Origin of the sequence: Angustibacter sp. Root456 (genome assembly GCF_001426435.1) — a bacterium.
Classification (GTDB): domain Bacteria; phylum Actinomycetota; class Actinomycetes; order Actinomycetales; family Angustibacteraceae; genus Angustibacter.
In genome coordinates this window covers 155355-179403 of sequence record NZ_LMER01000016.1, presented here as the reverse complement: position 1 = coordinate 179403, position 24049 = coordinate 155355, and the positions used below count along the sequence as shown (strand labels likewise).

At 73.1% G+C, this 24049-nt stretch carries 21 protein-coding genes and 3 tRNA genes; 9 read left to right on the top strand and 15 right to left on the bottom strand.

The window, feature by feature from the left end; all coding sequences use genetic code 11:
- The first annotated feature begins 28 nt into the window (after positions 1 to 28).
- The 3 genes from ASD06_RS18550 to ASD06_RS10775 all read left to right on the top strand — a co-directional run bounded on the left by ASD06_RS18550 (position 29) and on the right by ASD06_RS10775 (position 1027).
- On the top strand, positions 29 to 250 hold the full coding sequence (locus ASD06_RS18550) for a hypothetical protein (protein ID WP_157371654.1): 222 nt from the start codon (positions 29 to 31) through the stop codon (positions 248 to 250).
- 9 nt (positions 251 to 259) lie between these two features.
- The gene (orn, locus tag ASD06_RS10780) at positions 260 to 862 is read left to right on the top strand and encodes an oligoribonuclease (RefSeq protein ID WP_200942048.1); all 603 of its coding nucleotides are present in this window, start codon (positions 260 to 262) and stop codon (positions 860 to 862) included.
- Between the two features lie 89 nt (positions 863 to 951).
- Positions 952 to 1027 (top strand) — tRNA-His (locus ASD06_RS10775).
- Positions 1028 to 1103: 76 nt separating this feature from the next.
- On the opposite strand, the gene ASD06_RS10770 is transcribed toward ASD06_RS10775, so the two are convergent.
- Positions 1104 to 1901: an SDR family oxidoreductase gene (locus ASD06_RS10770; protein ID WP_056676973.1), complete on the bottom strand. Its 798-nt coding sequence runs from the start codon at positions 1899 to 1901 to the stop codon at positions 1104 to 1106.
- 177 nt (positions 1902 to 2078) lie between these two features.
- On the opposite strand from ASD06_RS10770, the gene ASD06_RS10765 reads away from it, so the two are divergent.
- Positions 2079 to 2303, top strand: coding sequence for a hypothetical protein (locus tag ASD06_RS10765; protein ID WP_056676970.1), 225 nt, complete (start codon positions 2079 to 2081; stop codon positions 2301 to 2303).
- A 149-nt stretch (positions 2304 to 2452) separates the two neighbouring features.
- On the top strand, positions 2453 to 5164 hold the full coding sequence (locus ASD06_RS10760) for a LuxR C-terminal-related transcriptional regulator (RefSeq protein WP_157371653.1): 2712 nt from the start codon (positions 2453 to 2455) through the stop codon (positions 5162 to 5164).
- Between the two features lie 10 nt (positions 5165 to 5174).
- On the opposite strand, the gene ASD06_RS10755 is transcribed toward ASD06_RS10760, so the two are convergent.
- From ASD06_RS10755 to ASD06_RS10735, 5 genes are read right to left on the bottom strand one after another with little or no spacing between them, the layout of a single operon-like run.
- The gene (locus ASD06_RS10755; RefSeq protein WP_056676965.1) at positions 5175 to 6176 is read right to left on the bottom strand and encodes a dihydroorotate dehydrogenase-like protein; all 1002 of its coding nucleotides are present in this window, start codon (positions 6174 to 6176) and stop codon (positions 5175 to 5177) included.
- The gene (nifJ, locus tag ASD06_RS10750) at positions 6176 to 9748 is read right to left on the bottom strand and encodes a pyruvate:ferredoxin (flavodoxin) oxidoreductase (protein ID WP_056676962.1); all 3573 of its coding nucleotides are present in this window, start codon (positions 9746 to 9748) and stop codon (positions 6176 to 6178) included. The genes ASD06_RS10755 and nifJ overlap by 1 nt, the downstream gene beginning before the upstream one ends.
- Complete coding sequence (locus tag ASD06_RS10745) at positions 9745 to 11406, bottom strand: NAD(P)-binding protein (RefSeq protein WP_056676959.1); 1662 nt, start codon at positions 11404 to 11406, stop codon at positions 9745 to 9747. The genes nifJ and ASD06_RS10745 overlap by 4 nt, the downstream gene beginning before the upstream one ends.
- Positions 11403 to 11708 (bottom strand): SHOCT domain-containing protein, encoded by a 306-nt coding sequence (locus ASD06_RS10740; RefSeq protein WP_056676957.1) that lies wholly within the window; start codon positions 11706 to 11708, stop codon positions 11403 to 11405. The genes ASD06_RS10745 and ASD06_RS10740 overlap by 4 nt, the downstream gene beginning before the upstream one ends.
- A gap of 42 nt (positions 11709 to 11750) precedes the next feature.
- A complete protein-coding gene (locus tag ASD06_RS10735) occupies positions 11751 to 12284 on the bottom strand; it encodes a flavodoxin domain-containing protein (RefSeq protein WP_235502311.1) in 534 nt (177 codons plus the stop codon).
- A gap of 198 nt (positions 12285 to 12482) precedes the next feature.
- Between ASD06_RS10735 and ASD06_RS10730 the strand changes: the two genes are divergently transcribed.
- Both ASD06_RS10730 and ASD06_RS10725 read left to right on the top strand, forming a co-directional pair.
- Positions 12483 to 12701: a hypothetical protein gene (locus ASD06_RS10730; RefSeq protein ID WP_056676951.1), complete on the top strand. Its 219-nt coding sequence runs from the start codon at positions 12483 to 12485 to the stop codon at positions 12699 to 12701.
- Positions 12702 to 12751: 50 nt separating this feature from the next.
- Positions 12752 to 12827 (top strand) — tRNA-Lys (locus ASD06_RS10725).
- Between the two features lie 61 nt (positions 12828 to 12888).
- Here ASD06_RS10725 and ASD06_RS10720 read toward each other — a convergent pair.
- From ASD06_RS10720 to ASD06_RS10695, 6 genes are all read right to left on the bottom strand, one after another.
- Positions 12889 to 13584 carry a GAF and ANTAR domain-containing protein gene (locus ASD06_RS10720; protein ID WP_056676948.1) on the bottom strand — a complete coding sequence of 232 codons (696 nt, stop codon included), beginning with the start codon at positions 13582 to 13584 and terminating at the stop codon, positions 12889 to 12891.
- Between the two features lie 78 nt (positions 13585 to 13662).
- The gene (locus ASD06_RS10715; RefSeq protein ID WP_056676945.1) at positions 13663 to 15252 is read right to left on the bottom strand and encodes an HD-GYP domain-containing protein; all 1590 of its coding nucleotides are present in this window, start codon (positions 15250 to 15252) and stop codon (positions 13663 to 13665) included.
- A gap of 92 nt (positions 15253 to 15344) precedes the next feature.
- The gene (locus tag ASD06_RS10710; protein WP_255354495.1) at positions 15345 to 16682 is read right to left on the bottom strand and encodes a cytochrome P450; all 1338 of its coding nucleotides are present in this window, start codon (positions 16680 to 16682) and stop codon (positions 15345 to 15347) included.
- Between the two features lie 68 nt (positions 16683 to 16750).
- Positions 16751 to 17086: a co-chaperone GroES gene (locus ASD06_RS10705; RefSeq protein ID WP_235502306.1), complete on the bottom strand. Its 336-nt coding sequence runs from the start codon at positions 17084 to 17086 to the stop codon at positions 16751 to 16753.
- Positions 17087 to 17114: 28 nt separating this feature from the next.
- Positions 17115 to 17393: a DUF3618 domain-containing protein gene (locus ASD06_RS10700; protein WP_056676939.1), complete on the bottom strand. Its 279-nt coding sequence runs from the start codon at positions 17391 to 17393 to the stop codon at positions 17115 to 17117.
- A gap of 64 nt (positions 17394 to 17457) precedes the next feature.
- Complete coding sequence (locus ASD06_RS10695) at positions 17458 to 18486, bottom strand: HoxN/HupN/NixA family nickel/cobalt transporter (protein WP_369853724.1); 1029 nt, start codon at positions 18484 to 18486, stop codon at positions 17458 to 17460.
- A gap of 240 nt (positions 18487 to 18726) precedes the next feature.
- On the opposite strand from ASD06_RS10695, the gene bcp reads away from it, so the two are divergent.
- Together bcp and ASD06_RS10685 are read left to right on the top strand one after the other, a co-directional pair.
- Positions 18727 to 19191 (top strand): thioredoxin-dependent thiol peroxidase, encoded by a 465-nt coding sequence (gene bcp / locus ASD06_RS10690; RefSeq protein WP_056676930.1) that lies wholly within the window; start codon positions 18727 to 18729, stop codon positions 19189 to 19191.
- Between the two features lie 36 nt (positions 19192 to 19227).
- Positions 19228 to 19309 (top strand) — tRNA-Leu (locus tag ASD06_RS10685).
- 778 nt (positions 19310 to 20087) lie between these two features.
- On the opposite strand, the gene ASD06_RS10675 is transcribed toward ASD06_RS10685, so the two are convergent.
- The 3 genes from ASD06_RS10675 to ASD06_RS10665 form a co-directional block, all read right to left on the bottom strand.
- Positions 20088 to 20753: a fasciclin domain-containing protein gene (locus ASD06_RS10675; protein WP_056677165.1), complete on the bottom strand. Its 666-nt coding sequence runs from the start codon at positions 20751 to 20753 to the stop codon at positions 20088 to 20090.
- Between the two features lie 127 nt (positions 20754 to 20880).
- Complete coding sequence (locus tag ASD06_RS10670; protein WP_056676924.1) at positions 20881 to 22416, bottom strand: molybdopterin-dependent oxidoreductase; 1536 nt, start codon at positions 22414 to 22416, stop codon at positions 20881 to 20883.
- A gap of 63 nt (positions 22417 to 22479) precedes the next feature.
- Positions 22480 to 24030, bottom strand: a complete 1551-nt coding sequence (locus tag ASD06_RS10665; RefSeq protein ID WP_200942046.1) for a molybdopterin-dependent oxidoreductase — start codon at positions 24028 to 24030, stop codon at positions 22480 to 22482.
- Between the last annotated feature and the right edge of the window lie 19 nt (positions 24031 to 24049).

Genomic DNA, 24049 nt, shown 5'->3' with positions numbered 1-24049 from the left:
GCGCGACACCGCGTCGTATCGTCGGACCGTGGGGCGACACGGGCGGCCGGTGCAGCGGACGGCGCCCCCGCCCGAGCTGCTCGGTTGGGGCCTGTTCGCCACCGTGCTGGCCGGTGGCACGGTGTGGTGGCTGACCGGCTCGTGGCGCGGCGCGGTCCTCCTGGTGGGCGTGGCGCTGCTGGCCCTGGGCACGCTGACGCTGGCCGTCGTCAGCGGGTCGTCGCGACCTCGCCGCCCCCCGCCCCCGTAGGCTGGCCGGGTGAACGGCTCCCAGGACCGCATCGTGTGGATCGACTGCGAGATGACCGGCCTCGACCTGCAGCGCGACGCGCTCATCGAGGTGGCGGTGCTCGTCACGGACTCCGAGCTGCAGGTGCTCGGCGACGGCGTCGACGTCGTCATCGCCTGCTCGCCCGAGGCGCTGGAGACGATGCCGGACGTCGTCCGCGAGATGCACACCGTCAGCGGGCTGCTCGACGAGCTGCCCCACGGCGTCACCATGGAGCAGGCGCAGGAGCAGGTGATGGCGTACGTGCGCGAGCACGTGCCCGAGCCCCGCAAGGCGCCGCTGGCCGGCAACAGCGTCGGCACCGACCGCGGCTTCCTCGCCCGCGACATGCCCGAGCTCGACGAGCACCTGCACTACCGGATCATCGACGTGTCGTCGGTGAAGGAGCTCGCCCGCCGCTGGTACCCCCGCGCGTACTTCAACGCCCCGAAGAAGCAAGGTGGACACCGCGCGCTGGCCGACATCCGCGAGTCGATCCAGGAGCTGAAGTACTACCGCCAGGCGGTGTTCGTTCCCGAGCCCGGGCCCGACTCGGCCGCCGCCAAGAAGATCGCGGACGCCGTCACCGACTGACGTCCGGGTCGCTCGGCCCAGGGGTACGGAGCACTCGCCGCGAACCGCTACGATGGTGCGCGCACCGCGGGCCTGCCCGCCGGGGCATGGTGGGTGTAGCTCAGCTGGTAGAGCACCTGGTTGTGGTCCAGGATGTCGCGGGTTCGAGCCCCGTCACTCACCCCACGCGTGATCGTGGCAACGAGTGTCAGCCCGCTGACGCTCGTTGCCACGATGGCGCAGACCGTCAACAGGTCGGCGATCAGGCCTTCACCAGGGACGCCATCCGCCGCGCGATCATCTCGGTGGCCCGCCGCGGCGACAGCCGCGACATCCAGTCGAGCATCCGCGCGTCCTTGCCGATCACGACGCGGAAGCGGCCCTTGGCCACCGCCTCGACGATCTGCTTGGCGGCGTCCGGGGCCGACGTCATCGCGAAGCCCTCGCCGGCGCCCGCGCCCGGTGCCGTGACCCCGGAGTTCGCGCTGATCGCCGTCCGGACGGCGCCCGGGAACACCACCGACACGGACACCGGCGTGCCGCGCAGCTCGGCGTACAGGCCCTCGGTGAGCAGCGTGACGGCGGCCTTGCTGGCCCCGTAGGCCGTCTGGCCCGGCACCGGCGCGAACGCCCCCATGCTCGACACATTGACGACGCACGCCTCGGGGCGGCTGAGCAGGTGCGGCAGCGCCGCCTGCGTGGTGTGGACGACGCCCCAGAAGTTCACGTCCATCACGCGCTCGATCTCGCCGACGTCGAGCTCTGACAGCGGCACGAAGTGCTGGATGATCCCGGCCACGTTGAGGAGCCCGTCGACGGCTCCGTGGGCGGCGACGACGTCACCGGTCATGGCCCGCACCGCGGCTCGGTCGGTGACGTCGAGCGCGTGCAGGGTGAGCCGGCCGCCGGCGTGCGCGAGGCTCGCGGTCTGGTCGAGCGACGGCGCCCGCAGGTCGACCGCCGCCACGCTCGCCCCCCGCCCCAGCAGCTGCAGCACCACCTCGCGGCCGATTCCCGAACCGCCTCCGGTGACCACGAACACCTTGCCGTCGATACGCATCGCGCGCCTCCGCTTCCGGCCCTCTCTCACGGTAGGCCCGCCGGCCACGCCACGGGACGCCGATCGCACGTCGTGAGCCAGGTCACGGCCGGAGGCGTCCGATACCACCCGCGACGGGTGAGGCGCGCGGGGCCGGGGCGGGTGACTCTGATCGAGCACCCAGCGTGGGGAGGATCGATGGCACAGGCGTGGTACGAGCTGAGACTGGACGGCGTGGTGGACGACGCCCAGCTCGAGTTGCTCGAGGGCATGAGCGCCCGCGTGGTCGACGGCAGCACGTTCCTTCGGGGCGTGCTGCCGAACCAGGCGGCGCTGCTGCGCATCATCGGCCGGGCCGAGCGGTCGGGCCTGGAGCTGCTGGGGCTGCGCCGGATCGATCCGGTGCTCCTGGCGCCGTGGTGAGGCGCGCACGATGCTGACCACACCAGAGCCCGGCCACCGCCGGGGCACCCGGGGCAAAGGCCCCTGGACACCACCACAGCAGGGGACCATGGTGGTGACGAACCCTCTAGGGCAGAGGGTCCGGTTCCGGGAGCATGCGGAGGTGCCCGGTGGGCGACGCGTCCGGTGGGGGCGCGGGCCGGGGATCGCTGCAGCGCGCCCGCGAGCGGGGCGGGCGCGCTGCAGCGACATCTCCTGCGGCGGGTGGAGTGCCCGGCGGGGCGTCCAGTCAGGCGACGCTGCACCGACGCCGCCTGGAGGAACGGATCGAGGCCGGGCTCGCTCGCGGGCTCGTCGTCGTCAGCGCCCCCGCGGGCTCGGGTAAGACCCAGCTGCTGACCTCGTGGGCGCAGACCCACGGCAGTCCGGTCGTCTGGGTGACTCTCGGGCCGGACGACCGCGATCCCATGCACCTGTGGGCTCGCGTGCTGACCGCGTTGCAGCGGCGCGGTCAGGCACCTTTCGACAGCGTGCTGGCGCGCCTGCAGCCCACGCCGGTGCTGGACGAGCGCTTCGTCACGCGGCTGCTGGACGCCTGGGACGACCTGCCGAGCCCCGTGGTGCTCCTGCTCGAGGACGTCCAGGTGCTCGACGGCTCCGACGGCGCCCGCAGCCTCTCGGACGCCGTCCGGCGCGGCCCCGGCCCCCTGCGCCTGGTCGTGTCGTCGCGCACCGAGCCCGACCTGCAGATGCTCCGGCTCCGGCTCGCCGATGCCGTCACCGAGATCGACGTCGCCGACCTCGCCTTCACCCTCGACGAGGCGGCCGAGCTGTTCGAGCGCTCGGGAGTGCCCCTCGACGACGGCCAGCTGCTGCAGGTGCTCGAGCGCACCGAGGGGTGGGCTGCGGGTCTGCGGCTCGCCGCCCTGCTGCTGCACGGCCAGCCGGATCTCGACGCGGCCCTGGCGCGGCTCACCGGCGACCACCGCCCGATCGCGGACTACTTCGCGCGCGAGGTGCTCGACCAGCTGGCGCCCGACGTCCTCGACTTCATGGTGCGCACCAGCGTGACGTCGCCGCTCGACGCCGATCTGGCGGCCGCGTTGAGCGGGCGCGACGACGCCGCCGCGGTGCTGGAGCACCTGCACCGCGAGCGCCTGTTCGTGGTGCCCCTGGACGAGCAGCGGCAGTGGTACCGCTACCACCACCTGCTGGTGGACGTGCTGCGGCAGCGGCTGGCGGCGCTGCCGCCCGGCCAAGAGCGTGAGCTGCACCGCTGCGCCGCCGCCTGGTGGCGCGAGCAGGGCGACGACCTGCAGGCGGCTCGCCAGCTCGCCACGGCCGGCGACTGGCACGAGCTGGCTGTGCTGACCTGCACGAGCGCGGGGGCGCTGGCGTTCGACGTCAGCCGCACGGCCTTGGCGGGTACCGTCGGCGGCCTTCCTCCCGAGCTGCGCACCCGCGACCCCTGGGCCGCCGCGGCAGCCGCGTTCGGCTCGTACAGCGTCTACGACGCCGCAGGCGTGCGGGACCACCTGGCCGAGGCCCGCGAGGTGCTGTCGGCGGTCTCGCACGACGAGCGCGTCGTGCTCGAGGCGCTGCTGCTGGTCCTCGACACCGTAGCGGCCTGGCTCGAGGACGACCTGGAGCGTCAGCTGTCGACGGCGCCCGTCGCGCTCGCCCGGCTCGCGGTGCTCGGCTCGGCAGCGGTGCCTGCCCTCGTCACCTACCGCACCGCCGCGCGGTCAGTGCTCGGCATGGGGCAGCTGTGGAGCGGCCAGCTCGCGCAGGCCGAGGCGACGCTCGGCGCGGTGGCCACGGCCCTGGCTGCCGACCCCGAGCCCAACGCCCTGCGCAGCGTCCACATCCACGGCGCGCTCGGCGTCATCGCCGCGATCCAGGGCCGGCTGCGCCAGGGCGAGGAGCACGGACGGGAGGCTCTGCGGATCGCCGAGGAGTCGGGCTGGCTCTACCTGCCCCAGGCCGCGCGCGGCCACCTGGCGCTGGCGATGGTGCAGCTCTCACGCAGCGAGTGCACCCCGTGCCGGGAGACCCTCGATCGGGCCCACGCCTGCCTGCACGCCCTGCCCAACCGGTTCATCGCGACGGCGCTGGCCATCACCGACGCGCGGTTGCGCGTCTCGGAGGGGGACCTGGCCGGAGCCGAGACGACGATGGCCCGGCTGCGGGCCACGTTGGCGACCTGGCAGCCGTCGGCGTACCTGCTGCACGCGTGCGACGCCGTCGAGTCCGAGATCGCGGTGGCCCGCGGTGACGCCGGCCTCGTCGTGGCCCGCCTCGCCTCGCGCGGCCGGCCGCCGAGCGTCTACGAGGTCACGGTGCTGGCGCGCGCCGAGCTGCTCATCGGCGAGCCGGTGCGGGCGCTCGAGCTCCTCGCCCCGCTGCACGCCGACCCTCCGGCCGAGCTGGCTCGGGCCGTCGACCTGTGGCTGCTGACTGCTGTCGCGCGGGAGGCCTTGGGCGACGCCGCTGACGCGCGGGCGGCGGTGCGCGAGGCGGTCGAGCTGGCCGCCGACGAGGGGCTGACGCGCCCGTTCCTGCTGCAGCGCTCGCACGCGTTGCCACTGCTGCAGGCCGACCAGGACGCCCCTCGACGCCACCCGGACTTCGTGCGGCACCTGCTCGAGCTGATGCAGCAGACAGCCGCTTCCCGGTCGGACCTGCCGCCCCTCACCGAGCGCGAGCTGAGCACCCTGCGCCTGCTGCCGACCATGATGACGAACGCCGAGATCGCCGACGAGCAGTACGTGTCGGTCAACACGGTGAAGTCGCACCTGAAGTCGTTGTACCGCAAGCTCGGCGTGGCCGGACGGCGCGAAGCCGTCGTCATCGCCCGCGAGCTGGGGCTGGTGCAGCGCTGACGCTCGTCCGTCACCACCGGCTGAGGTCGGCGTCGAGCAGGTCGGTGACGTAGGCCGCGCGCTCGAACGCCGAGGCATCAGCGGTCATGGGCACCGAGAGCAGACCGCGACAGTCGTCGACCGTCGCAAGACCCTTGCGCCGCAGCCACTGCGAGAGATCCTCGAGGAGCACCGCTGCGTAGCTGGGCCCGTGACGCAGCAAGGCTGACGTCGTCATGACCACGTCAGCTCCCGCCAGGAGGTGCCGGGCGACGTCATCGCCGGTCTCGACTCCGCTCGTCGCCGCGAGCGACGCCCGCACCCGGCCGCGCAGCAAGGCGACCCACGTGCGCACCAGCCGGCCGTCGGCCGGCGACGACAGGCCGACACCGGACGTCACGCGCAGCGTCTCGGGGTCGATGTCCGGCTGCAGCCAGCGGTTGAACAGCACCAGGCCGTCGGCGCCCGCCGCGTCCAGCCTGGTCGCCATCTCCCCCATCGAGCTGAAGTGCGGCGCGATCTTGACGGCGACCGGCACGCTGACCACCGCGCGCACCCGCGCCAGGGCGTCGAGGTGGCGTTGCTCGACGTCGCGGCCCGAGACAGTCGGCTCACCCGGCAGGTAGTACACGTTCAGCTCGATCGCCGCGGCTCCGGCGTCCTGCATGGCGCGGGCGTAGCCCTCCCAACCCCCCGGCGTGGCGCCGTTGAGGCTCGCCATCACCGGGACGTCGACCGCTGCCACCGCCCGCTCGAGGAGGCTGAGGTAGCGGCGCGGTCCGGTCTCGTCGTCCGTGGTGGACGGGAAGTACGAGAGTGCCTCGGCGAAGCTGTCGGCTCCCGCGTCAGCCAGCACACCGTCCTGCGCGGCCCGACGGCGCACCTGCTCCTCGAACAACGAGTGCAGCACCACCGCGCCGACACCTGCGCCCGCGAGCCGACGCACACCGTCGACCGTGCGCGAGAGCGGTGAGGGTGAGGCGACGAGCGGGTTTCGAAGCTCCAGCCCGAGGTAGGTCGTGGTGAGGTCCATCAGGTACGCCTCCTGCCGTCGGCCGCGAAGTGCTGCGGCCCCTGGGTCGCCAGCTGCTCGTAGGCGTCCCACCGCCGGTCGACGGACTCCTGCGCCAGCTCGAGCAGACGGTCACCCTCAGGCGGGTCGGCGTCGCCGACCGCCCGGTACCGCAGCTCGCGCTCGGCGTAGTCGCGGAACGCCAGTCGCGGCCGCGGGGAGTCGAGCAGGAACGGGTTGCGCCCGACCGACCGCGCCACCGGGTCGTAGCGCACGAGCGGCCAGTACCCGCTCGCGACCGCTCGGTACTGCTGGTCGAGGCCCGTGCGCATCTCGATCCCGTGGGCGATGCAGTGGCTGTAGGCGATCACGAGCGACGGACCGTCGTACGCCTCCGCCTCGCGCAGCGCCGTGAGCGTCTGCTGGGGATCGGCACCCATCGCGACGCGGGCGACGTAGACGTTGCCGTAGGCGATCGCCTGCATCGCGAGATCCTTCTTCGGCACCGTCTTGCCGGCCGTCGCGAACTTGGCCGCGGCACCGAGCGGCGTCGCCTTCGACATCTGCCCGCCGGTGTTGGAGTACACCTCGGTGTCGAGCACCAGCACGTTGACGTCGCGCCCGCTCGCCAGCACGTGGTCGAGGCCGCCGGACCCGATGTCGTAGGCCCAGCCGTCACCCCCGACGATCCACACACTGCGCCGCACCAGGTGATCGAGCACGCTGCGCAGGTCGTCGACCTCCGGCCCCTCGAGCTCGCCGAGCCGTCGCTCGAGCTCGGCCACCCGCAGGCGCTGGGCACGGAACTCGGACTCGCGCACCTGAGGTGCGTTCAGCAGCTCGTCGACGAGGCGGTCGTCGATGCGGCCGCGCAAGCGCGCCACGAGCCCTCGCGCCAGCCGCGTGTGCTGGTCGACGGCGAGCCGGAAGCCCAGCCCGAACTCGGCGTTGTCCTCGAACAGCGAGTTCGACCACGCCGGCCCGCGCCCGTCGGCGTCGACGGTCCACGGCGTCGTCGGCAGGTTGCCACCGTAGATCGACGAGCAACCGGTGGCGTTGGCGATCATCAGCCGGTCGCCGAACAGCTGCGAGAGCACCTTGAGGTACGGCGTCTCACCGCACCCAGCGCAAGCGCCGGAGAACTCGAACAGCGGCTCGAGGAACTGGGTGCCGCGCACGGTGCCGAAGTCGACGCGCGAGCGGTCAGCGGCGGGCAGCGTCTCGAAGAACGCGATGTTCTCGCGCTCTCGGGCGACGACCGGCTCCCGCGGCGCCAGGTTGATGGCCTTGACCACGGGGTGGTCGGGAGTCACGACCGGGCACGCCTCGACGCACAAGCCGCATCCGGTGCAGTCCTCGACGTACACCTGCAACGTGTAGCGGGTGTCGGGCAGGCCGACCGCCGACAGCGGCGCGGAAGCGAAGCCGTCCGGTGCGTCGTCCAGCTGCGCGCCGGGGTAGATCCGCGAGCGGATCACGCTGTGCGGGCAGACGAACGAGCAGTTGCCGCACTGGATGCAGCTGTCGGCGTCCCACACCGCCACGAGGTCGGAGACGTTGCGCTTCTCGTAGGCAGCAGTGCCGCTCGGGTAGGTGCCGTCGACGGGGAGCCGGCTGACCGGCAGGTCATCACCTCGCCCGGCCATCATCTCGGCCGTCACGGTGCGGACGAACTCCGGAGCGTCGTCCGGCACCACCGGTGGCAGCTCACGACCCGAGGCGACACCAGTGGGCACCTCGACCCGATGCAGTCTCTGCAGCGCGAGATCGACGGCGGAGTCGTTGCGCCGCACCACGTCGGCGCCCCTCTTGCCGTAGGTCTTGCTGATCGACGCCTTGACCTGCGCGACGGCTTCCTCCTGCGGCAGCACACCGGTGATGGCGAAGAAGCAGGTCTGGAGCACGACGTTGACGCGACCGGCCATCCCCACCTCGCGGGCGATGCCGGCGGCGTCCAGGGCGTAGACCTCGATGCCCTTGTCGATCACCTGCTGCTGCACCGGACGCGGCAGCGCGTCCCACACCGCGTCGGGGGCGCGCGAGGTGTTCAGCAGCAGACGTGCTCCGTGGGCAGCACGGCCCAGCACGTCGACCTGCTCGAGCTGGCGCATCTGGTGGCAGCCCACGAACCCAGCACGGGTCACGAGGTACGGCGCCCGGATCGGTCGAGTGCCGAACCGCAGGTGCGACACCGTCTGCGACCCCGACTTCTTGGAGTCGTAGACGAAGTACCCCTGCGCGAACAGGCCGGGCCGCGAACCCAGGATCTTGATGGTGTTCTTGTTCGCCCCGACCGTGCCGTCCGAGCCCAGGCCGAAGAACACGGCGCTCACCGTGTCAGGAGGCTCGATGTCGAAATCACCGCCGTACTCGAGGCTCGTCCCCGACACGTCGTCGTCGATGCCGATGGTGAACCGCTTGCGCGGCCGGGGCCGCTCCAGCTCGGCGAGGACGGCCACCACCATCGCGGGCGTGAACTCCTTGGACGACAGGCCGTACCGCCCTCCGATGACCGTCGGAGTCGCGGCGATGTCACCATCGGCCACGGCGTCCGACAGCGCGCTGACGACGTCCAGGAACAGGGGTTCACCCACCGAGCCCGGCTCCTTGGTGCGGTCGAGCACGGCCACCCGGCGCACGGACGGCGGCAGCGCGCTCACCAGCGCCGCGGCCGGGAACGGTCGGTAGAGCCGCACGTGCAGCATGCCGACCCGCTCCCCCGCCTCGGCCAGCACCCGCACCGTCTCGGCCACCGTCTGCGCCGCCGAGCCCATCACGACCACCACACGCTCGGCGTCCGGGTGCCCGTGGTACTCCACCAGGTGCATGGGCCGGCCGGTGCGCTCGGCCAGCTCGCCCAGCACCTGCTCGACCACCTCAGGAACCCTGGCGTAGAACGGGTTCACGGTCTCGCGAGCCTGGAAGTACACGTCCGGGTTCTGTGCCGTGCCGCGGATGAACGGCCGCTCCGGCGACAGCGCGCGTTCACGGTGCGCCCGCACGAGCTCCTCGGGGACGAGCGCCCGCAGATCGTCGTCCGTGAGCAGGTCGATCGTGTTGAGCTCGTGCGAGGTGCGAAAGCCGTCGAAGAAGTGCACGAACGGCACCCGGGTGCGCAGTGTCGCGGCGTGAGCCACCAGCGCGAGGTCGTGCGCCTCCTGCACCGACGCCGCCGACAGCAGGGCGAACCCCGTCTGCCGCACCGCCATGACGTCCGAGTGATCCCCGAAGATCGACAGACCCTGCGCCGCGATCGACCGCGCCGCAACGTGGATGACGGCGCAGGTCAGCTCGCCGGCGATCTTGTACATGTTGGGCACCATCAGCAGCAGGCCCTGCGACGCCGTGAACGTCGTGGCCAGCGCGCCGCTCTGCAACGCACCGTGCAGGGCTCCCGCCGCACCCCCCTCGCTCTGCATCTCGACGACGCCGGGCACGGAGCCGAAGACGTTCGGCCGCCCGCGGCTCGACCACTCGTCCGCGAGCTCAGCCATCGCGGACGACGGCGTGATCGGGTAGATGCAGCACAGCTCGCTCAGCCGGTAGGCCACCGACACGGCAGCCTCGTTGCCGTCGATCGTCGCGCGCGTCACGTCGGCTCCGCCCGCATGTCGATCGCGTGCACCGGGCACTGCTCGTAGCAGGTCGCACAGCCGGTGCAGCGGTCGTAGTCGAAGCGGTAGCGGTGGCCGGCGCCCAGCTTGATGACGGCGTCCTCCGGGCAGGCGCCCAAGCAGCCGTCGCACTCGAAGCAGTTGCCGCACGACAGGCAGCGGCCCGCTTCGAACGTCGCACTCGGCCCATCGAGGCCCCCGACGACCTCGGCGAAGTCGCTGACGCGCTGCTGCGGCGCCACCTCGGGCTGGGCACGTCGGGCGGCGTCGCCGAAGTACCACAGGTGCAGGTCGTCGAAGCCCACCTCAGGGTGCTTCACCGGCTCCTCGGACGACGTCGACCGCAACCAGGCGTCGATCTGCTGGGCCGCCTTCTTGCCGTGGCCCACCCCCACCGTGACCGTGCGCTCACTGGGCACCATGTCACCCCCGGCGAACACGCCCGGAAAGCCCGTCATCATGGTCGCCGACACGCGCACCGAGCCGTCGCGCTCGAACTCGACGCCGGGCAGGGCCGCCATGAACGCCGACTCGGTCTCCTGGCCCAGCGCCAGGATCACGGTGTCAGCCGACAGCGTCTCGAACCGACCCGTGGGCTGCGGGAAGCCCGTGTCGTCGAGCTCCATGACCTCTACCTGCAGCTGCGGACCCTCGAAGGCCGTGATGGTGCGCAACCAGTTCAGGCGCACACCCTCCTGCTCCGCGTCCGCCGCCTCGTCCTCGTGGGCCGGCATCTGCGCGCGGGTGCGCCGGTAGACGACGACGGCATCCTGGGCGCCCAGGCGCCGAGCCACCCGGGCGGCGTCCATCGCGGTGTTGCCGCCGCCGTAGACCGCGACGCGCCGGCCGATCACCGGCCGCTCCCCCTCCGAGACGCTGCGCAGGAAGGAGACGGCGTCGATGATGTGCCCCGCGTCACCCGCGGGGATGTCGACCCGCTTGGCCAGGTGGGCCCCGACCGCGACGAAGACGGCGTCGAAACCACCGGCCGCGCGCTCGGCGGCGAGATCCTCGACCCGGTGCTCCGTGGTGAAGCGCACGCCCAGGCCCGCGATCCGCGCGATCTCGGCGTCCAGCACGTCTCGCGGGAGGCGGTAGGCCGGGATGCCGTAGCGCATCATGCCTCCGGGGGCGGCACCGACGTCGCGGACCTCGACGTCATGCCCCCTGCGCGCCAGGTGGTAGGCGGCGGACAGGCCGCTCGGGCCGGCCCCGACGACGAGGACGCGACGGCCCGAGCGGTCGGGTGGCGGGTCGAACGCCCAGCCGCGCTCGAGTGCGAGGTCCCCCAGAAAGCGCTCGACGGAGTGGATCGACACCGAGCTGTCGAGCCGCGCTCGGTTGCAGACGTTCTCGCACGGGTGGTAGCAGGCGCGGCCGTGCACCGCCGGCAACGGGTTGTCAGCCACGAGCGCTCGCCACGCCTGCTCGTGACGCCCTGCACTGACGTGCGCCAGCCAGGACTGGATGTTCTCCCCGGCGGGGCACCCGGCGTTGCACGGTGGCAGCAGGTCGACGTACACCGGACGCCGGTCGCGCACCGGGCCGGCCCGGCCCCGGCCGTGCACGAGGTCGGGCAGCGGTGTGAGGTCGGCCGGCGCCGCGCCCGAGCCACCGCCCTCCGGTGCCCCCGTCAACGGCTGACCCGCAGTCGCGCCAGGCGTTCGTCGTACTCCGCCTGGTCGATCTCGCCGCGCGCGAACCGCTCGCGCAGGAGCGCCTCCGCCGGGTCGGTCGTCGGCGAGCCGTGGGCGGTCGGCGGCACGGGCGGGGCCGCCGGGGGCGTCGTCCGTGGGCGGGTGCTGAGCACGACGAGCGCCACCACCGCGACGACGACGAGCATCAGCAGCACCCACCACAGCGGCCACCACGACGCACCGCCCATGTGCCGGCCGTCCATCATGTCGTCCATGTGGTCCCACCAGCGGTCCTCGCCCATGGCTACCTTCCTCGGTCTCTGGTTCTCGTCTCGTCGGTCTCGTCAGCTGCCCGTCAGGGTGCCGGTCGCCAGCCGGGCGGCGATGCCCTCGGCCCACGCGTCGATCTGGTGCCAGTCGCGGAAGTCCCCGAACTGGCCGCCGAGCAGGCGGTAGAGCCAGCGCTGCGCCGGTGGCGTCTCGTGCGCCCGCAGCACGCCGGCGAACGCGTGGTAGTCGAGCGGGTGCAGGGCCAGGCGCAGCTGCGGCACGTCCTGCGGCGGCGAGCTCGCGATGAGCCGGGCGAACGCACGCCGGTGGTGGCCGGCCGACGGCTGCAGACCGACGCTGAACAGCCACAGCGGGCGACTCGTGAGCGCACGCTCGTTGCGCCGGGCGTACGCGACCGCCTCCGGCAGCAGCGCGGCACCTTGCACGGCGCTGCCCAGCACCACGGCGTCGAAGGACTCCGGGCGCGGGTCGTGATCGACGCCGCGCACCGTGCACTCCATTCCGTGCTCGCGCAGGCGAGCCGCGAGGTGCTCGGCGATCTCCGCCGTCGAGCCCCGCTGGCTGGCGTAGGCGACCAGCACGTGCATCGACACCTCGCGCCTCCCTCGTACACCAGCGCCGTGCTGCTGACGCTAGGTCGGCCCTCCCGCCCAGGTCAGGGGCGAAGGTCCCTCGGCGAGTCCCGCCGCGCGTCGCCCGGCGATCGGGTCAAGGCCGGGGCAAGATGTGCCGATACGGGGGTGATGGTCCGGCTCGCCCGGACCCCACGGCACAGGGGAGCAGCCATGCAGGACAGCCACGACACCGTCGACCAGCCGGACGACGTCACCAACGGCACGACGAGCACGACCGACGCCGAGGCCGCCGAGCAGACCAAGGAGCTGCTCGAGGAGCACGTGCCCCTCTCGCTGATCATGGACCTCACCGCGCCCGACGGGCCGCACAGCAAGGAGATCCTCGACGCCGAGGGAGCGCCCGAGCAGGCGTGGTGGGAGCAGCCCTGACGGCCGATTTCGTGTGCGCCCGCTGGGGCTGATAACCTCATCCAGCGTTCGCGCCATTAGCTCAATTGGCAGAGCAGCTGACTCTTAATCAGCGGGTTCGGGGTTCGAGTCCCTGATGGCGCACCACCCTCAGCGTGAGAACCAGCGGCTTCGTCCCTCGGGACGGAGCCGCTGAGTCGTTCTGGCGTCAGGTCGCCGGCTCGCGCCCCTCCGACTCCACCAGCGCGGCGGCCAGGTCGCGCAGCTTGCGGTTGTGGTTCTGCGACGCCTTCGACAGCAGGGCGAACGCCTCGTCCGCCGTGCAGTGGTGCCGGGCGACCAGGACGCCGAGGGCCATGTCGATCACCTTGCGCGAGTCCAGGGCCGCCCGCATCTGCTCCGCTCCCGCGGTCGCGCCCGCGTGCGCGTCGGCGTTCATCACCGCGGTGCCGATGTAGCTGGTGATGTGGTCAGCGGCCCGCATGTCGTCGTCCGTGAAGGCGCCCGCCGAGCTCGCGTAGTTGTTGAGCGCGCCGATGGTGCGGCCCTGGAAGGGCAACGGCACCGACAGCGAGCTGAGCACCCCCCGCTCGACGGCGCGGGGCGCGTACGTCGGCCACCGGTCGTCGGCGCGCAGGTCGGGGACGTGCATGGTGAGGCCCGTGCGTCCGGCGTCCATGCACGGGCCGTGGCCGCCCTCGTACTGCAGCTCGTCGGCGTCCAGGGCGAGCTGGTCGGTGTGGGCCGCCGTCCAGGCGCGGTCGCCGCGCACGAGCGTGATCGACGACGCCTCCGCCCCCGCGAGCGCCCGGTTGGCGATCGAGGCGATCTCACGGAGCACGTCGTCGAGCGCTCGGTCGACGAGCACCACCGCGGCCAGGTCCTTGAAGGTGTCCGTCGTCATGACGTCGAGTAAGTCACGACCCCCCGCGAGCCGCCACCGCTCAGCCTCGGGCGCCCGTGGACCGACCACCGTGCGAAGTCAGTGGCGGCCGTCGCCGACCGACGGCGGTGTCGCCTCGGGCGACGCGTGACGACCCGGTCCGGGGGCCGACGTCGGCTGGCCGGTGCTCGCGGGCTCGGCCGTGCTCTGGCCGGTGCTCTGGCCGGTGCTCTGGCCGGTGCTCTGGCCGGTGCTCTGGCCGGGCCCGCGCCCCGGCGGGGTCGGCTGCTGCTCCGGCCGACCGTGCCCGGCCGCAGGCCCCTGCGGGGTCGCTGCGGCGTGCCCCTGCTTCGAGGCTCGTGTCGGCCGGGAGGTCGACGCATCGGCCGGCCCCGACCTCGGGCGGCCCGTCGGCGCGGGCGTCGGCGCGGACGTCGGTGCGGACGTCGGTGCGGACGTCGGTGCGGACGTCGCACCGGACGTCGGCTCCCCCGTCGGCACGCTGCCCGTCCCGACGCGCTCGCTCGCCCCGCCGCCCGCGTGGTCTGAGACGGTCACGGCAGCCGGCCGCTGAACAGGCGGGGCCGGTGGCACGGGGGTTGCCGCCGACGGCAGCGCGCCCGTGGCGACGACCGCAGCCGTCACGCCCGCCGCGTTGGCGGCGGTCGTCGCGGTGGTCGAGGCGGCCTGGGCGAACCGCACTCCCCCGTCGCCGATCCACCGCAGGAACGGGACGTTGAGGCAGAAGGCGAGCGGGCCCACCGACCACAGCAGCCGCGGCAGGGCGATCGACAGGAAGGCGCGCACCACCGCGGGGTCGAAGTGCGAGCCCGCGCAGCGCGTGAGCTCGGCCCGCGCCGCGACGGCGGTGACGGCCGCCCGGTACGACCGCGCGGCCGTCATGGTCTCGAACGCGTCGACCACGGCCACCGCACGCCCCGCGAGCGAGATCTGCGAACCGGCGAGCCCCTGCGGGTAGCCACCGCCGTCGTAGCGCTCGTGGTGCTCGACGATGCCGGCGAACCACGGCCCCAGCCAGACGGCCAGCGGCCGGGCCAGCCGCGCACCGGCCTGCGGGTGCATCCGCACCAGCGACCACTCGCTCGCGTCGAGGCGTCCGGGCTTGTTGAGGACGGTCGCGCTGATCTCGAGCTTGCCGATGTCGTGGATCAGGGCCGCCCACCGCAACCGGCCGGCGTCCGCCTCGGACAGCCCGAGCTCGCGGGCGAGCAGGTCGCAGAACAGCCGCACCCGTTCACTGTGACCGCGCGTGTGCCGGTCGTGCTGGCCGAGGGCGGTCACGAGCGCGAGCATCGTGACCGCGGCCTCCTGCTCGTCGGGCGCGTCGCTCAGCAGCTGGCGGCGGATCTCGTCGGCGCTCGTCGAGCGGCGGGCCACCTTCAGCCGGCTCGGCGCGTGGTCGGGGAAGATCATCGTCATCTGCAGCATCACCGCGAGCGGGGCCAGCCGCATGGTCAACCGCGACACGACCAGGCTCACCACGACGGCAGCCAGCACGGCCAGCCCGCTGGCTGCCACGACCGGCAGGCGGCCGGCGAGCACCGGCGCGAGGGTCCACGTCGCGGCCGTCCCGGCGATCAGCGGGACGCCGTACTGCCCCACGCGGACCCCGAGGGCCAGCGCCGGCCGCGGCGCCCACGCCGGATCAGCGTGCGACGGGGCGATCATCGGGTGGGTTCCCTCTTCACAGGTGGGCTGGCGGGTGCGGCACCCACATCATCGGGCGTCCGGGGTGATCGATGCAGCACGGCACGCGACACTCACCCGAGCGGGGGAACCCCGTGGCCCGCACGGTGCACCAGCCTGAGGGGCAGTCCACCGTGCGGCCGCAGCGTCACCAGGGCGTCGACGCGCGGCCGCGCCGCCGCTTCGGCCGGCTCGACCCGGACGCCGGCCAGCACCGTCGCGAGCGCGAGCACCGACTCGACGAGCGCGAAGTCGCGCCCGATGCACAGCCGCGGGCCGGCGCCGAACGGCAGGTAGTCGCCCCGGGGGGCGCTGTCTCGGGGGGTGGCGAAGCGGTCGGGGTCGAAACGCAGAGGATCCGGCCACGCCTGCGGACGTCGGTGCAGCAGCCACGGACTGAGGATCACCAGGGTGCCGGCCGGCACCGCGACACCCGCGACGACGTCGGCCTCCCGCGCCCGGCGGGTGACGACCCACGCCGGGGGGAACAGGCGCAGCGACTCGTCGACCACCTGCCGGGTGCGCACCAGCCGCGGGACGTCCGACCAGGCGAGCGCCCGGCCCCCCGCGACCGCGTCGACCTCGGCCTGCACCTGCGCCTGGACGTCGGGGTGCTCGGCCAGCAGCTGCAGCGTCCAGGCCATCGCCGACGCCACCGTCTCGTGGCCGGCGATCACCAGCGTGACCAGCTCGTCGCGCACCTGCCGGTCGGTGAGCCCGCCGTGCTCGTCGGCCGAGCGCAGCAGCAGGCCCAGCAGGTCGTCGTCCTGGCCGAGACCGCGCGCGCGCCGCACCCGGACGACCCGGGCGCAGGTCTCGTCGAGCGTCGCGACGGCGCGGGCCAGCCGGCGCCGCGAGGGCAGCGGGAGCCACGCGGGCCGCGGCGTGCGCGCCCGCTGCACCACCACCTCGAGCGCGTCGTGCACGGCCGCCACGACCCGCTCGCCGTCGGCCGCCAGGTCGGCGTCGAACAGCGTGCGGCCCACCACCTCGAGCGTGGCGCGCATGCAGGCGGCGTCGACGTCGACGACGCTGCCGTCCGGCTGGCCCGCCCACCCGGCCAGCACGCGCGCCCCGGCGGCCACGGACTGCTCGGCGACGGCGTCCAGGCTCGCGTGGTGGAAGGCCGGCTGCACGATGCGCCGGCGCTGGCGCCACTCCTCGCCGTCGGCGGTGAGCAGGCCGGCACCGGTCACGGCCGACAGCGCGCCGTACTGGATCGTCGCCTTGCTGTAGTTCCGGGCGTTCTCGACCAGCACCCGGCGGGCCCCCGCGGGGTCGTTGACGAGCAGGACGGCGCTGCGCGGCATCGGGAACGCCACGAGGTCGCCGTAGCGCCCCACCAGCCGCTCGAGGTAATCGAGCGGATCCCGACGGATCGCCGGGACGGCGCGCACCATGTCGAGCGGCAGCGGCCCGTCGACCGCGAGGGGGGTGTACCGCGCGTTCGCTCTCGGGCCGGTGCTGCGGCCGGGTGCGCTCAGAGGTACAGCCCGGTCTGGCCGTCGTCGACGCGTGGGGCGGCGACGGCGTGGATGTCGCGCTCGCGCAGCAGCTGGTACTGCGAGCCGTGCAGCTCGACCTCCGCGCTCTCCTCGGGGTCGAAGAGCACCCGGTCGCCGGTCTGCACCTGGCGCACGTGCTGCCCGATGGCCACGACCTCGGCCCACCCGAGCCGCTTGCCGACGGCCGCCGTCGCAGGGATCAGGATGCCGCCCCCGCTGCGCCGCTCACCCGACTCCGGGTCGACCGCCACGAGCACGCGGTCGTGCAGCATGCGGATCGGCAGGCGGCTCTCGGGATCGGTCGGGCTCACGTGCCGAGGCTACCGGCACCCCCGAAGGTCAGTGCCGACGTCCCCGGTGCGCGACCCGCCGCCGGTTGGCGACGATCAGCCCGACCAGGGCGACGGCGGCGGCCGCCACAGCGGCGATGCGCTCGACCCGCAGGGCGCCGTCCGGCGTGTGCGTCGCGGCGTAGAGCTTGCCCTTCGCCTCCGCCACCGAGCGCTTGCCGATCTCCTTGGGGTGCAGGCGCACCGCCAGCTCGTCGACGGTGCCGGCCAGGCGGGCGCGCGTCGCCTCGATCTCGGACTCGATCGCTGCGGGGTCGGTCTGGCTCACGGTGGCTCCTGCTCTGCCTCGCGGACGGGCGGTGGGCACCTGCGAACTTACCCGCCCGACGCTCTCACTGCGCGCCGTCAGCGCTCGCCGACCAACGCTGCTCGATGCGGCCGTACCGCCACACGGCGAGGGCCACGAGCCAGGTCACCACGAACAGCGCGACGATCGCGTAGCCGACGTGGTTGAGGTCGAGGCTGCCGATGGCGGCGAGCGGGCCGGTGGTGATGTCGAGCTTCTCGGTGAGGATTGACAAAAGCTCGACGACGCCGATGATCAGGGCCACCGCCACCGAGAGCCCGGTGATCGTGATGTTGTAGTAGACCTTGCGCACCGGGCGCGAGAAGGCCCAGCCGTAGGCGAAGTTCATGAAGCAGCCGTCGATGGTGTCGAGCAGGCTCATGCCGGCGGCGAAGAGCACCGGCAGCGTGAGGATCGCGTACCAAGGCAGGCTGAACGCCGCCGCGCCACCGGCGAGCACGAGCAGGCTCACCTCGGTGGCGGTGTCGAAGCCGAGGCCGAACAGCAGGCCCACGGGGTACATGTGCCAGCCCTTGCGCACCGCCTTGGTGACGCCGCGCAGGATGCGGTTGATCAGGCCGCGGTTGTTCAGGTGGTGCTCGAGCTCGGCCTCGTCGTAGTCGCCCGTGCGCATCTGGCGGAAGACCCGCACGATGCCGCGCAGCACCACGAGGTTGACGACGCCGATGAGCAGCAGGAAGACGCCGGAGACCGCCGTGCCGATGAGGCCGGTGGTCTGCTGCAGCGTCGAGCCGTCGTCCTCGACCTGGCCCGCGAGCGCGCGGACGCCGAGCGAGAGCAGCAGCACGAGGCCGAACACGACGGAGGAGTGGCCGAGGGAGAACCAGAAGCCCACCGACAGCGGGCGCTTGCCGTCCTCCATGAGCTTGCGCGTCGTGTTGTCGATCGCCGCGATGTGGTCGGCGTCGAACGCGTGGCGCATGCCGAGCACGTACGCCGTCACGCCGAGCCCCAGGCCGAACGCCTGGCCACCCGCTGACAGGTGCTGCGGCGCGACGATGCCGCCCAGCGTCCCCCAGCCCACGACGTGCAGCAGGACGACGAAGCCGCCCATCGCGATGAGGCTGCGCCACTCCGGCCGGGTCAGCTTGAGGTGACCGCGCACCGAGCCGTCGGCAGCGGTCTCGGCGGTCTGGGTGGTGCTGGTACCCGTCGAAGACATCGGGACCCTTCCGTGTCGATCGCTCGGAGGTCTGGCCGCGGTCGCGACCTCGTCAATCTAATGCGATCCGTTCGCAGTAATCCAACGACTACCGTGGTTGGCGCGATTCCCCGACCCGACAAGAGGTGCCCCGTGCCCCAGCTCACGCCCGGCCAGCCCGCGCCCGACTTCACGCTCACCGACCACACCGGTCGCGACGTGGCCCTGCACGACCTGCGCGGTCGCAAGGTCATCGTCTTCTTCTACCCCGCGGCCATGACGCCGGGCTGCACGAAGGAGGCCTGCGACTTCCGCGACAGCCTGGCGCCCCTGCAGCAGGCCGGGTACGAGGTGCTGGGCGTCAGCCCCGACTCCCCCGACAAGCTCGCCAGGTTCGTCGAGCAGGAGGCGCTCACCTACCCGTTGCTGTCCGACCCCGACAAGTCCGTGCTGACCGAGTGGGGCGCCTACGGCGAGAAGAAGCTCTACGGCAAGACCGTGACCGGCGTCATCCGCTCGACCGTCGTCGTCGGCGAGGACGGCACCATCGAGCTCGCCCGCTACAACGTCAAGGCCACCGGCCACGTCGCTTCCCTGCGCAAGGCGCTCGAGGTCTGAGCCCTGAAGCGGCCGGTCTCGTAGGCTGGCCCGCACGCGGGAGTGGTGTAACTGGCAGCCACGCAGGATTTAGGTTCCTGTGCCTTCGGGCGTGAGGGTTCGAGTCCCTTCTCCCGCACTCGCTGGCGCGGTCACGTCGGTGGCCCTGCCTCGGCGCCGTGGGCGGGTCGCGCGGTCACGGCACCCAGCCCGCGTTCCTCAACGTGGTGCGCACCAGCGTGCGCTCGCTGAGCCCGGGGGCGTACCGCCGCACCGCACGCACCTCCCACGCCAGGATCGCGGCGGCGGTGACCAGGCCGATGAGCGGCCCGNCCCCCGCCGTGGCCGCTGTCGCCAGGACGGCGAACCACGTCGCCGCCAGTCCGCTGCCCGCCAGCGCCACCACGGCCACCACGCATCCCAAGAGGAAGGGCACGATCGCGAGCAGCACGGTGACCCGCGAGTGCGGCTGCGGGAGAGCACGTCGCAGGCCGGACGACGAGACCCACGTGCGGAGTCCGGCCGCGACGTAGGCGGTCGTGAGGTAGGTGACCGTCACCGCAGCGGTGATCCAGACGGAGGTTCCGAACAACGTTCCGAGGGTCCAGACCACGACCACCGCCGCACCGCGCGCCGCCGGAGACTAGCGCGGGGCCGACGAGGCTCACACCGTCGCCGAATCGGCTGGTGGTGACGCCCGTGGATGCAGCGGTTCTGGGGTGATCACCCCAGAACCGCTGCATCCACGGCTGTCGCGTCAGGGCGTCGGGCTGGCCGTGCNCGGGCTGGCCGTGCGGGGCCTCGAAACCCACGAACCGCCTCCGTCGTCCGGCTCGTGCGAGCCGGACGACGGAGGCGGTGTGGTGACGGGCCCTGGGAGGAGTCGACCCGTCAGGCCTGGTGCAGCACTGGGTGGGTCACTTCGCGGGCGGCATCAGCACCGAGTCGATGAGGTACACGGTGGCGTTGGCGGTCTTGACGCCGCCGCAGATCACGTTGGCGTCGTTGACCATCAGGTTGTCGCCCGAGCCGGTCACCTTGAGCTCGGCGCCGTTGACGGTCTTGTGGGTGCCGACGACCTCGCTCGGCGACAGCTGCCCGGCCACCACGTGGTAGGTCAGGATCGAGGAGAGCGTCTTGCCGCCCTTCTCCTTGGCGAGGGTGTCGATCGTGCCGGCGGGGAGCTTCTTGAACGCGTCGTCGACGGGCGCGAACACCGTGAACTCGCCGTTGTTGAGCGTGTTGACGAGGTCGACCGAGGGGTTGACCTTGCCCGACACGGCCTTCGTGAGCGTCGTGAGGAGCGGGTTGTTGGAGGCTGCGGTGGCCACCGGGTCCTGGGCCATGCCCTCGACCGAACCGGCGCCGCTCGGGACGGCCTTGGCGTAGTCGGCGCAGCCCGGGCCGACGAGGTTCGCCGGCATCGCGTCGGTGGTGGGGGTGTCGGCCATGCTCGAGGAGCTCGACGAGCTCGTGGTCGAGCTGGACGAGCCGGCGGCCGCGTCGTCCGTGCTGCTGCCGCAGGCGCTGGCGGCGAGGGCGACACCGGCGAAGGCGACGACGAGGGCGAGACGAGGCTTCATGTCAGCGATCTCCTTGAGGTGGTGAGCCGAGCCGAAGGGCCCGGTCTGTGCGGTCACGGGGTCTTCGGGGCGGATCGGTTCGTGGATTGGTCAACTTCCGAAGTTTTTTCCGGCCACCGCCGACGGACTACGAGACGGTGACGTTCTTGGAGTCCAGGCCCGTGCTGCCGTCGGGGCGCACACCCGTGCGCTGGGCGATCTGCGGGGTGCCGTCGGAGTCGATGAGCCGGCACTCGATGGTGTGGTTGCCGGGCGTGGCGTCCCACTCGTAGACCCACTGCACCCACGTGGTGTCGGTGGGGACGTCGGCCAGGCGCGCCTGATGCCACGGCCCCTGGTCGACGCGCACCTGCACCTCGCGCACGCCGGTTCCCTGCGCCCACGCGACGCCGGCCACGGGCTGGCGTCCTGCCTTCAGCTGCGCGAACGAGCGCGGCACGTCGATGCGCGACGACGCCTTGATCGGCGCCTTGGCGGCGTAACCGCGCGACGTCCAGTAGGCCTCGTCGTCGGCGAAGCGGGTGACCTTCAGATCCGTGACCCACTTGGTCGCGGAGACGTACCCGTAGAGGCCGGGCACCACGAGCCGCGCCGGGAAGCCGTGCTCGGGCGGCAGCGGCACGCCGTTCATCGCCACAGCCACCAGCGCCTCGCGGTCACCGGTCAGGTGATGGAGCGGTGTCGAGATGGTCATGCCGTCGACCGACGTCGAGAGCACCATGTCGGCCCAGCCGTCGACGCCGAGGCCCTTGAGCAGATCGGCGACCGGGTAGCCGAGCCACACGGCGTTGCCGGCGAGCTTCCCGCCAACCTCGTTCGACACGCAGGTCAGCGTGATCGCTCTCTCTACCAACGGTTTGGAGAGCAGGTCGTCGTAGCTCAACGTCAGCTCGCGGTCGACCAGCCCGTGCACGCGCAGCGACCACTCCCCCGTCGTCACCTGCGGCACGCTCAGCGCCGTGTCGACCCGGTAGAAGCTCTGCGGATCGGTGCGCCACGGTGTGATGCCGTCGACCGGCAGCTGCACACCCGACGGGATCGTCACTCGCTCAACGGGTTCGGGAAGGCGCACGGCCGCACGCGAGGCGGCGGCGCTCTTCGACGACCCGCCGACCGCGCGGCTAGCGACGCCCGAGACCACCGCGACGGCGCCGGCCGCACCAGCTCCCTGCAGGAACGCGCGCCGCGAGACGGCACCGTCCGTGGGGAGCGCGCGCAGCATCAGCGCGCGCAGCGTCGCGATGCCGGCAGCCGTGCCCAGCACCGTAGGCAGCACGTCGAGCGCGGACGCCGACGGCCGGGTGACGACCGCGACGGCGGCCACAGCGCCGAGCACCAGCACGAGGGCCGCGCCAACCGTCCACCGCCGCCGCGCGAGGACGCCGGCCACGACCGCCAGCACCGCGAGCACCACGCCGATGCTGGCGAGCAGCACCTGCTTGTCGTGGCTGCCGAACGTGCTGATCGCGAAGTCCTTGAGCCACGCCGGTGTCCGGTCGACGAACGCGTCGCCGACGGCGAGCACCGGGCTGCCGTGCCCGGAGCCGATCCCCACGGCGTCCAGGACGGCGGCCAGCAGCTCGGCCACGCCGATCGTGACGGCCCCCGCCAGCAAGCCGGCGAAGGCAGCGGTCGGGACGGGAGGTCGCGTGGGGGTGGCCATGCGGCTGGTTCGCAGCCGGTCGGCGTCCGGATGGGTCTCGGTGTGGTCGCGTCTCCGGACGGGTCAGCGCACCGTGACCTGCACGGTGTGCCAGCCGGTGGCGCCGTCGGGCGCCGGCGGCGCCTGCTCCGCCGTCTGCGTCACCCCGGTGCTGTCGGTCGCGCGCACCTGCAGCGTGTGGTCGCCGCCAGTGGCATCCCACGCGAAGGTCCACTGCCTCCACGTGTCGACCGTGCCCCCGCCCGCGAGCTGCGCCGGGCGCCACGGGCCGCCGTCCACCCGCACCTCGACGCGCTCGATGCCGCGGTGCTGGGCCCACGCCACGCCCGCGACGGTGACGCGGCCGGCCTTCACCGTGCGCCCGGCGCGCGGCACGTCGATGCGCGACTGCGTCTTGATCGGGCCGCGCGCCGACCACCCGCGCGGCGTCCAGTAGCCCTCGGCCTGGTCGAACCGCGTGACCTCGAGGTCGACGACCCACTTGGTGGCCGACACGTAGCCGTACAGGCCCGGCACGACCATTCGCACTGGGAAGCCGTGCTCCACCGGCAGCGGCTGGCCGCCCATCGCGATCGCCAGCAGTGCGTCCCGGCCGGGATCGGTGAGGGCGTCCAGCGGCGTGCCCGCCGTCCAGCCGTCGGCGCTGGTCGAGAGCACCATGTCGGCGCCCGGCAGCGGGCGTGCCCGGGCGAGCAGCTCGCGGATGGGGTGGCCGAGCCACACCTGGTTGCCCACGAGGTCACCGCCGACGTCGTTCGACACGCACGTGAGGGTGACCATCCGCTCGACCATCGGCAGCGCCAGCAGGTCGTCGAACGACAGGTCGAGCGGCTCGGCCACCAAGCCGTGCACGCGCAGGTGCCAGTCGCCGGGCGACACCTGCGGCACCGACAGCGCCGTGTCGACGCGGTAGAAGACGTCGGGTGGCGTCACGAGCGCCGAGATGCCGGGCACGTCGAGGCTCGCGAGCTCGCTGGGCGTCGGCCCGGGGCCCGTCGGGGCGGGCAGCCGCAGCGCCGCGCGGCCGGCCTGCACGGCCCGCGAGGCGCGGGCGACGACGAGAGAGCCGGCTCCCGCGAGCACCGCCACCGCGCCCGATCCCGCCAGCCCCGTGAGAAACGCCCGCCGCGCCGGGCCCTCAGCAGCGCGCACGTCGGCGGCCGCCGACGTCCACCCCGTCTCGCGGTCGAGCAGGCGCGAGAGGGCGAACAGGCCGCACACCGCGCCCACGAGCGTCGGCAGCACGCCCGACAGTGACGCGTTCGGGCGGCTCAGCACCGCGAGCGCCGCGACGGCTGCCAGAGCGACGACCACGAGGAGCCCGGCGACGCGGTGGCGGGCCGCGAGCAGGCCGGCCGCGGCGGCCATCGCGGTGACGACGAGGGCGATGCCGGTCAGCAGAGCCGTCTTGTCGTGGGTGCCGAACGTCGAGATCGCCAGGTCCTTGAGCCAGGGCGGCGTGCGGTCGATGAACGCCTCCCCGAGCGCCACGACCGGCGACGGGGTGCCGCTCACCCCGAGGCGCACGGCGACGGCAGCCAGCAGCTCGGCCACGCCCACCGTCAGCGCCCCGGCCGCCACTCCGGCCAGCGCACTCCACCGCCACCGCATCATGGCCTCAGGATCACACGCA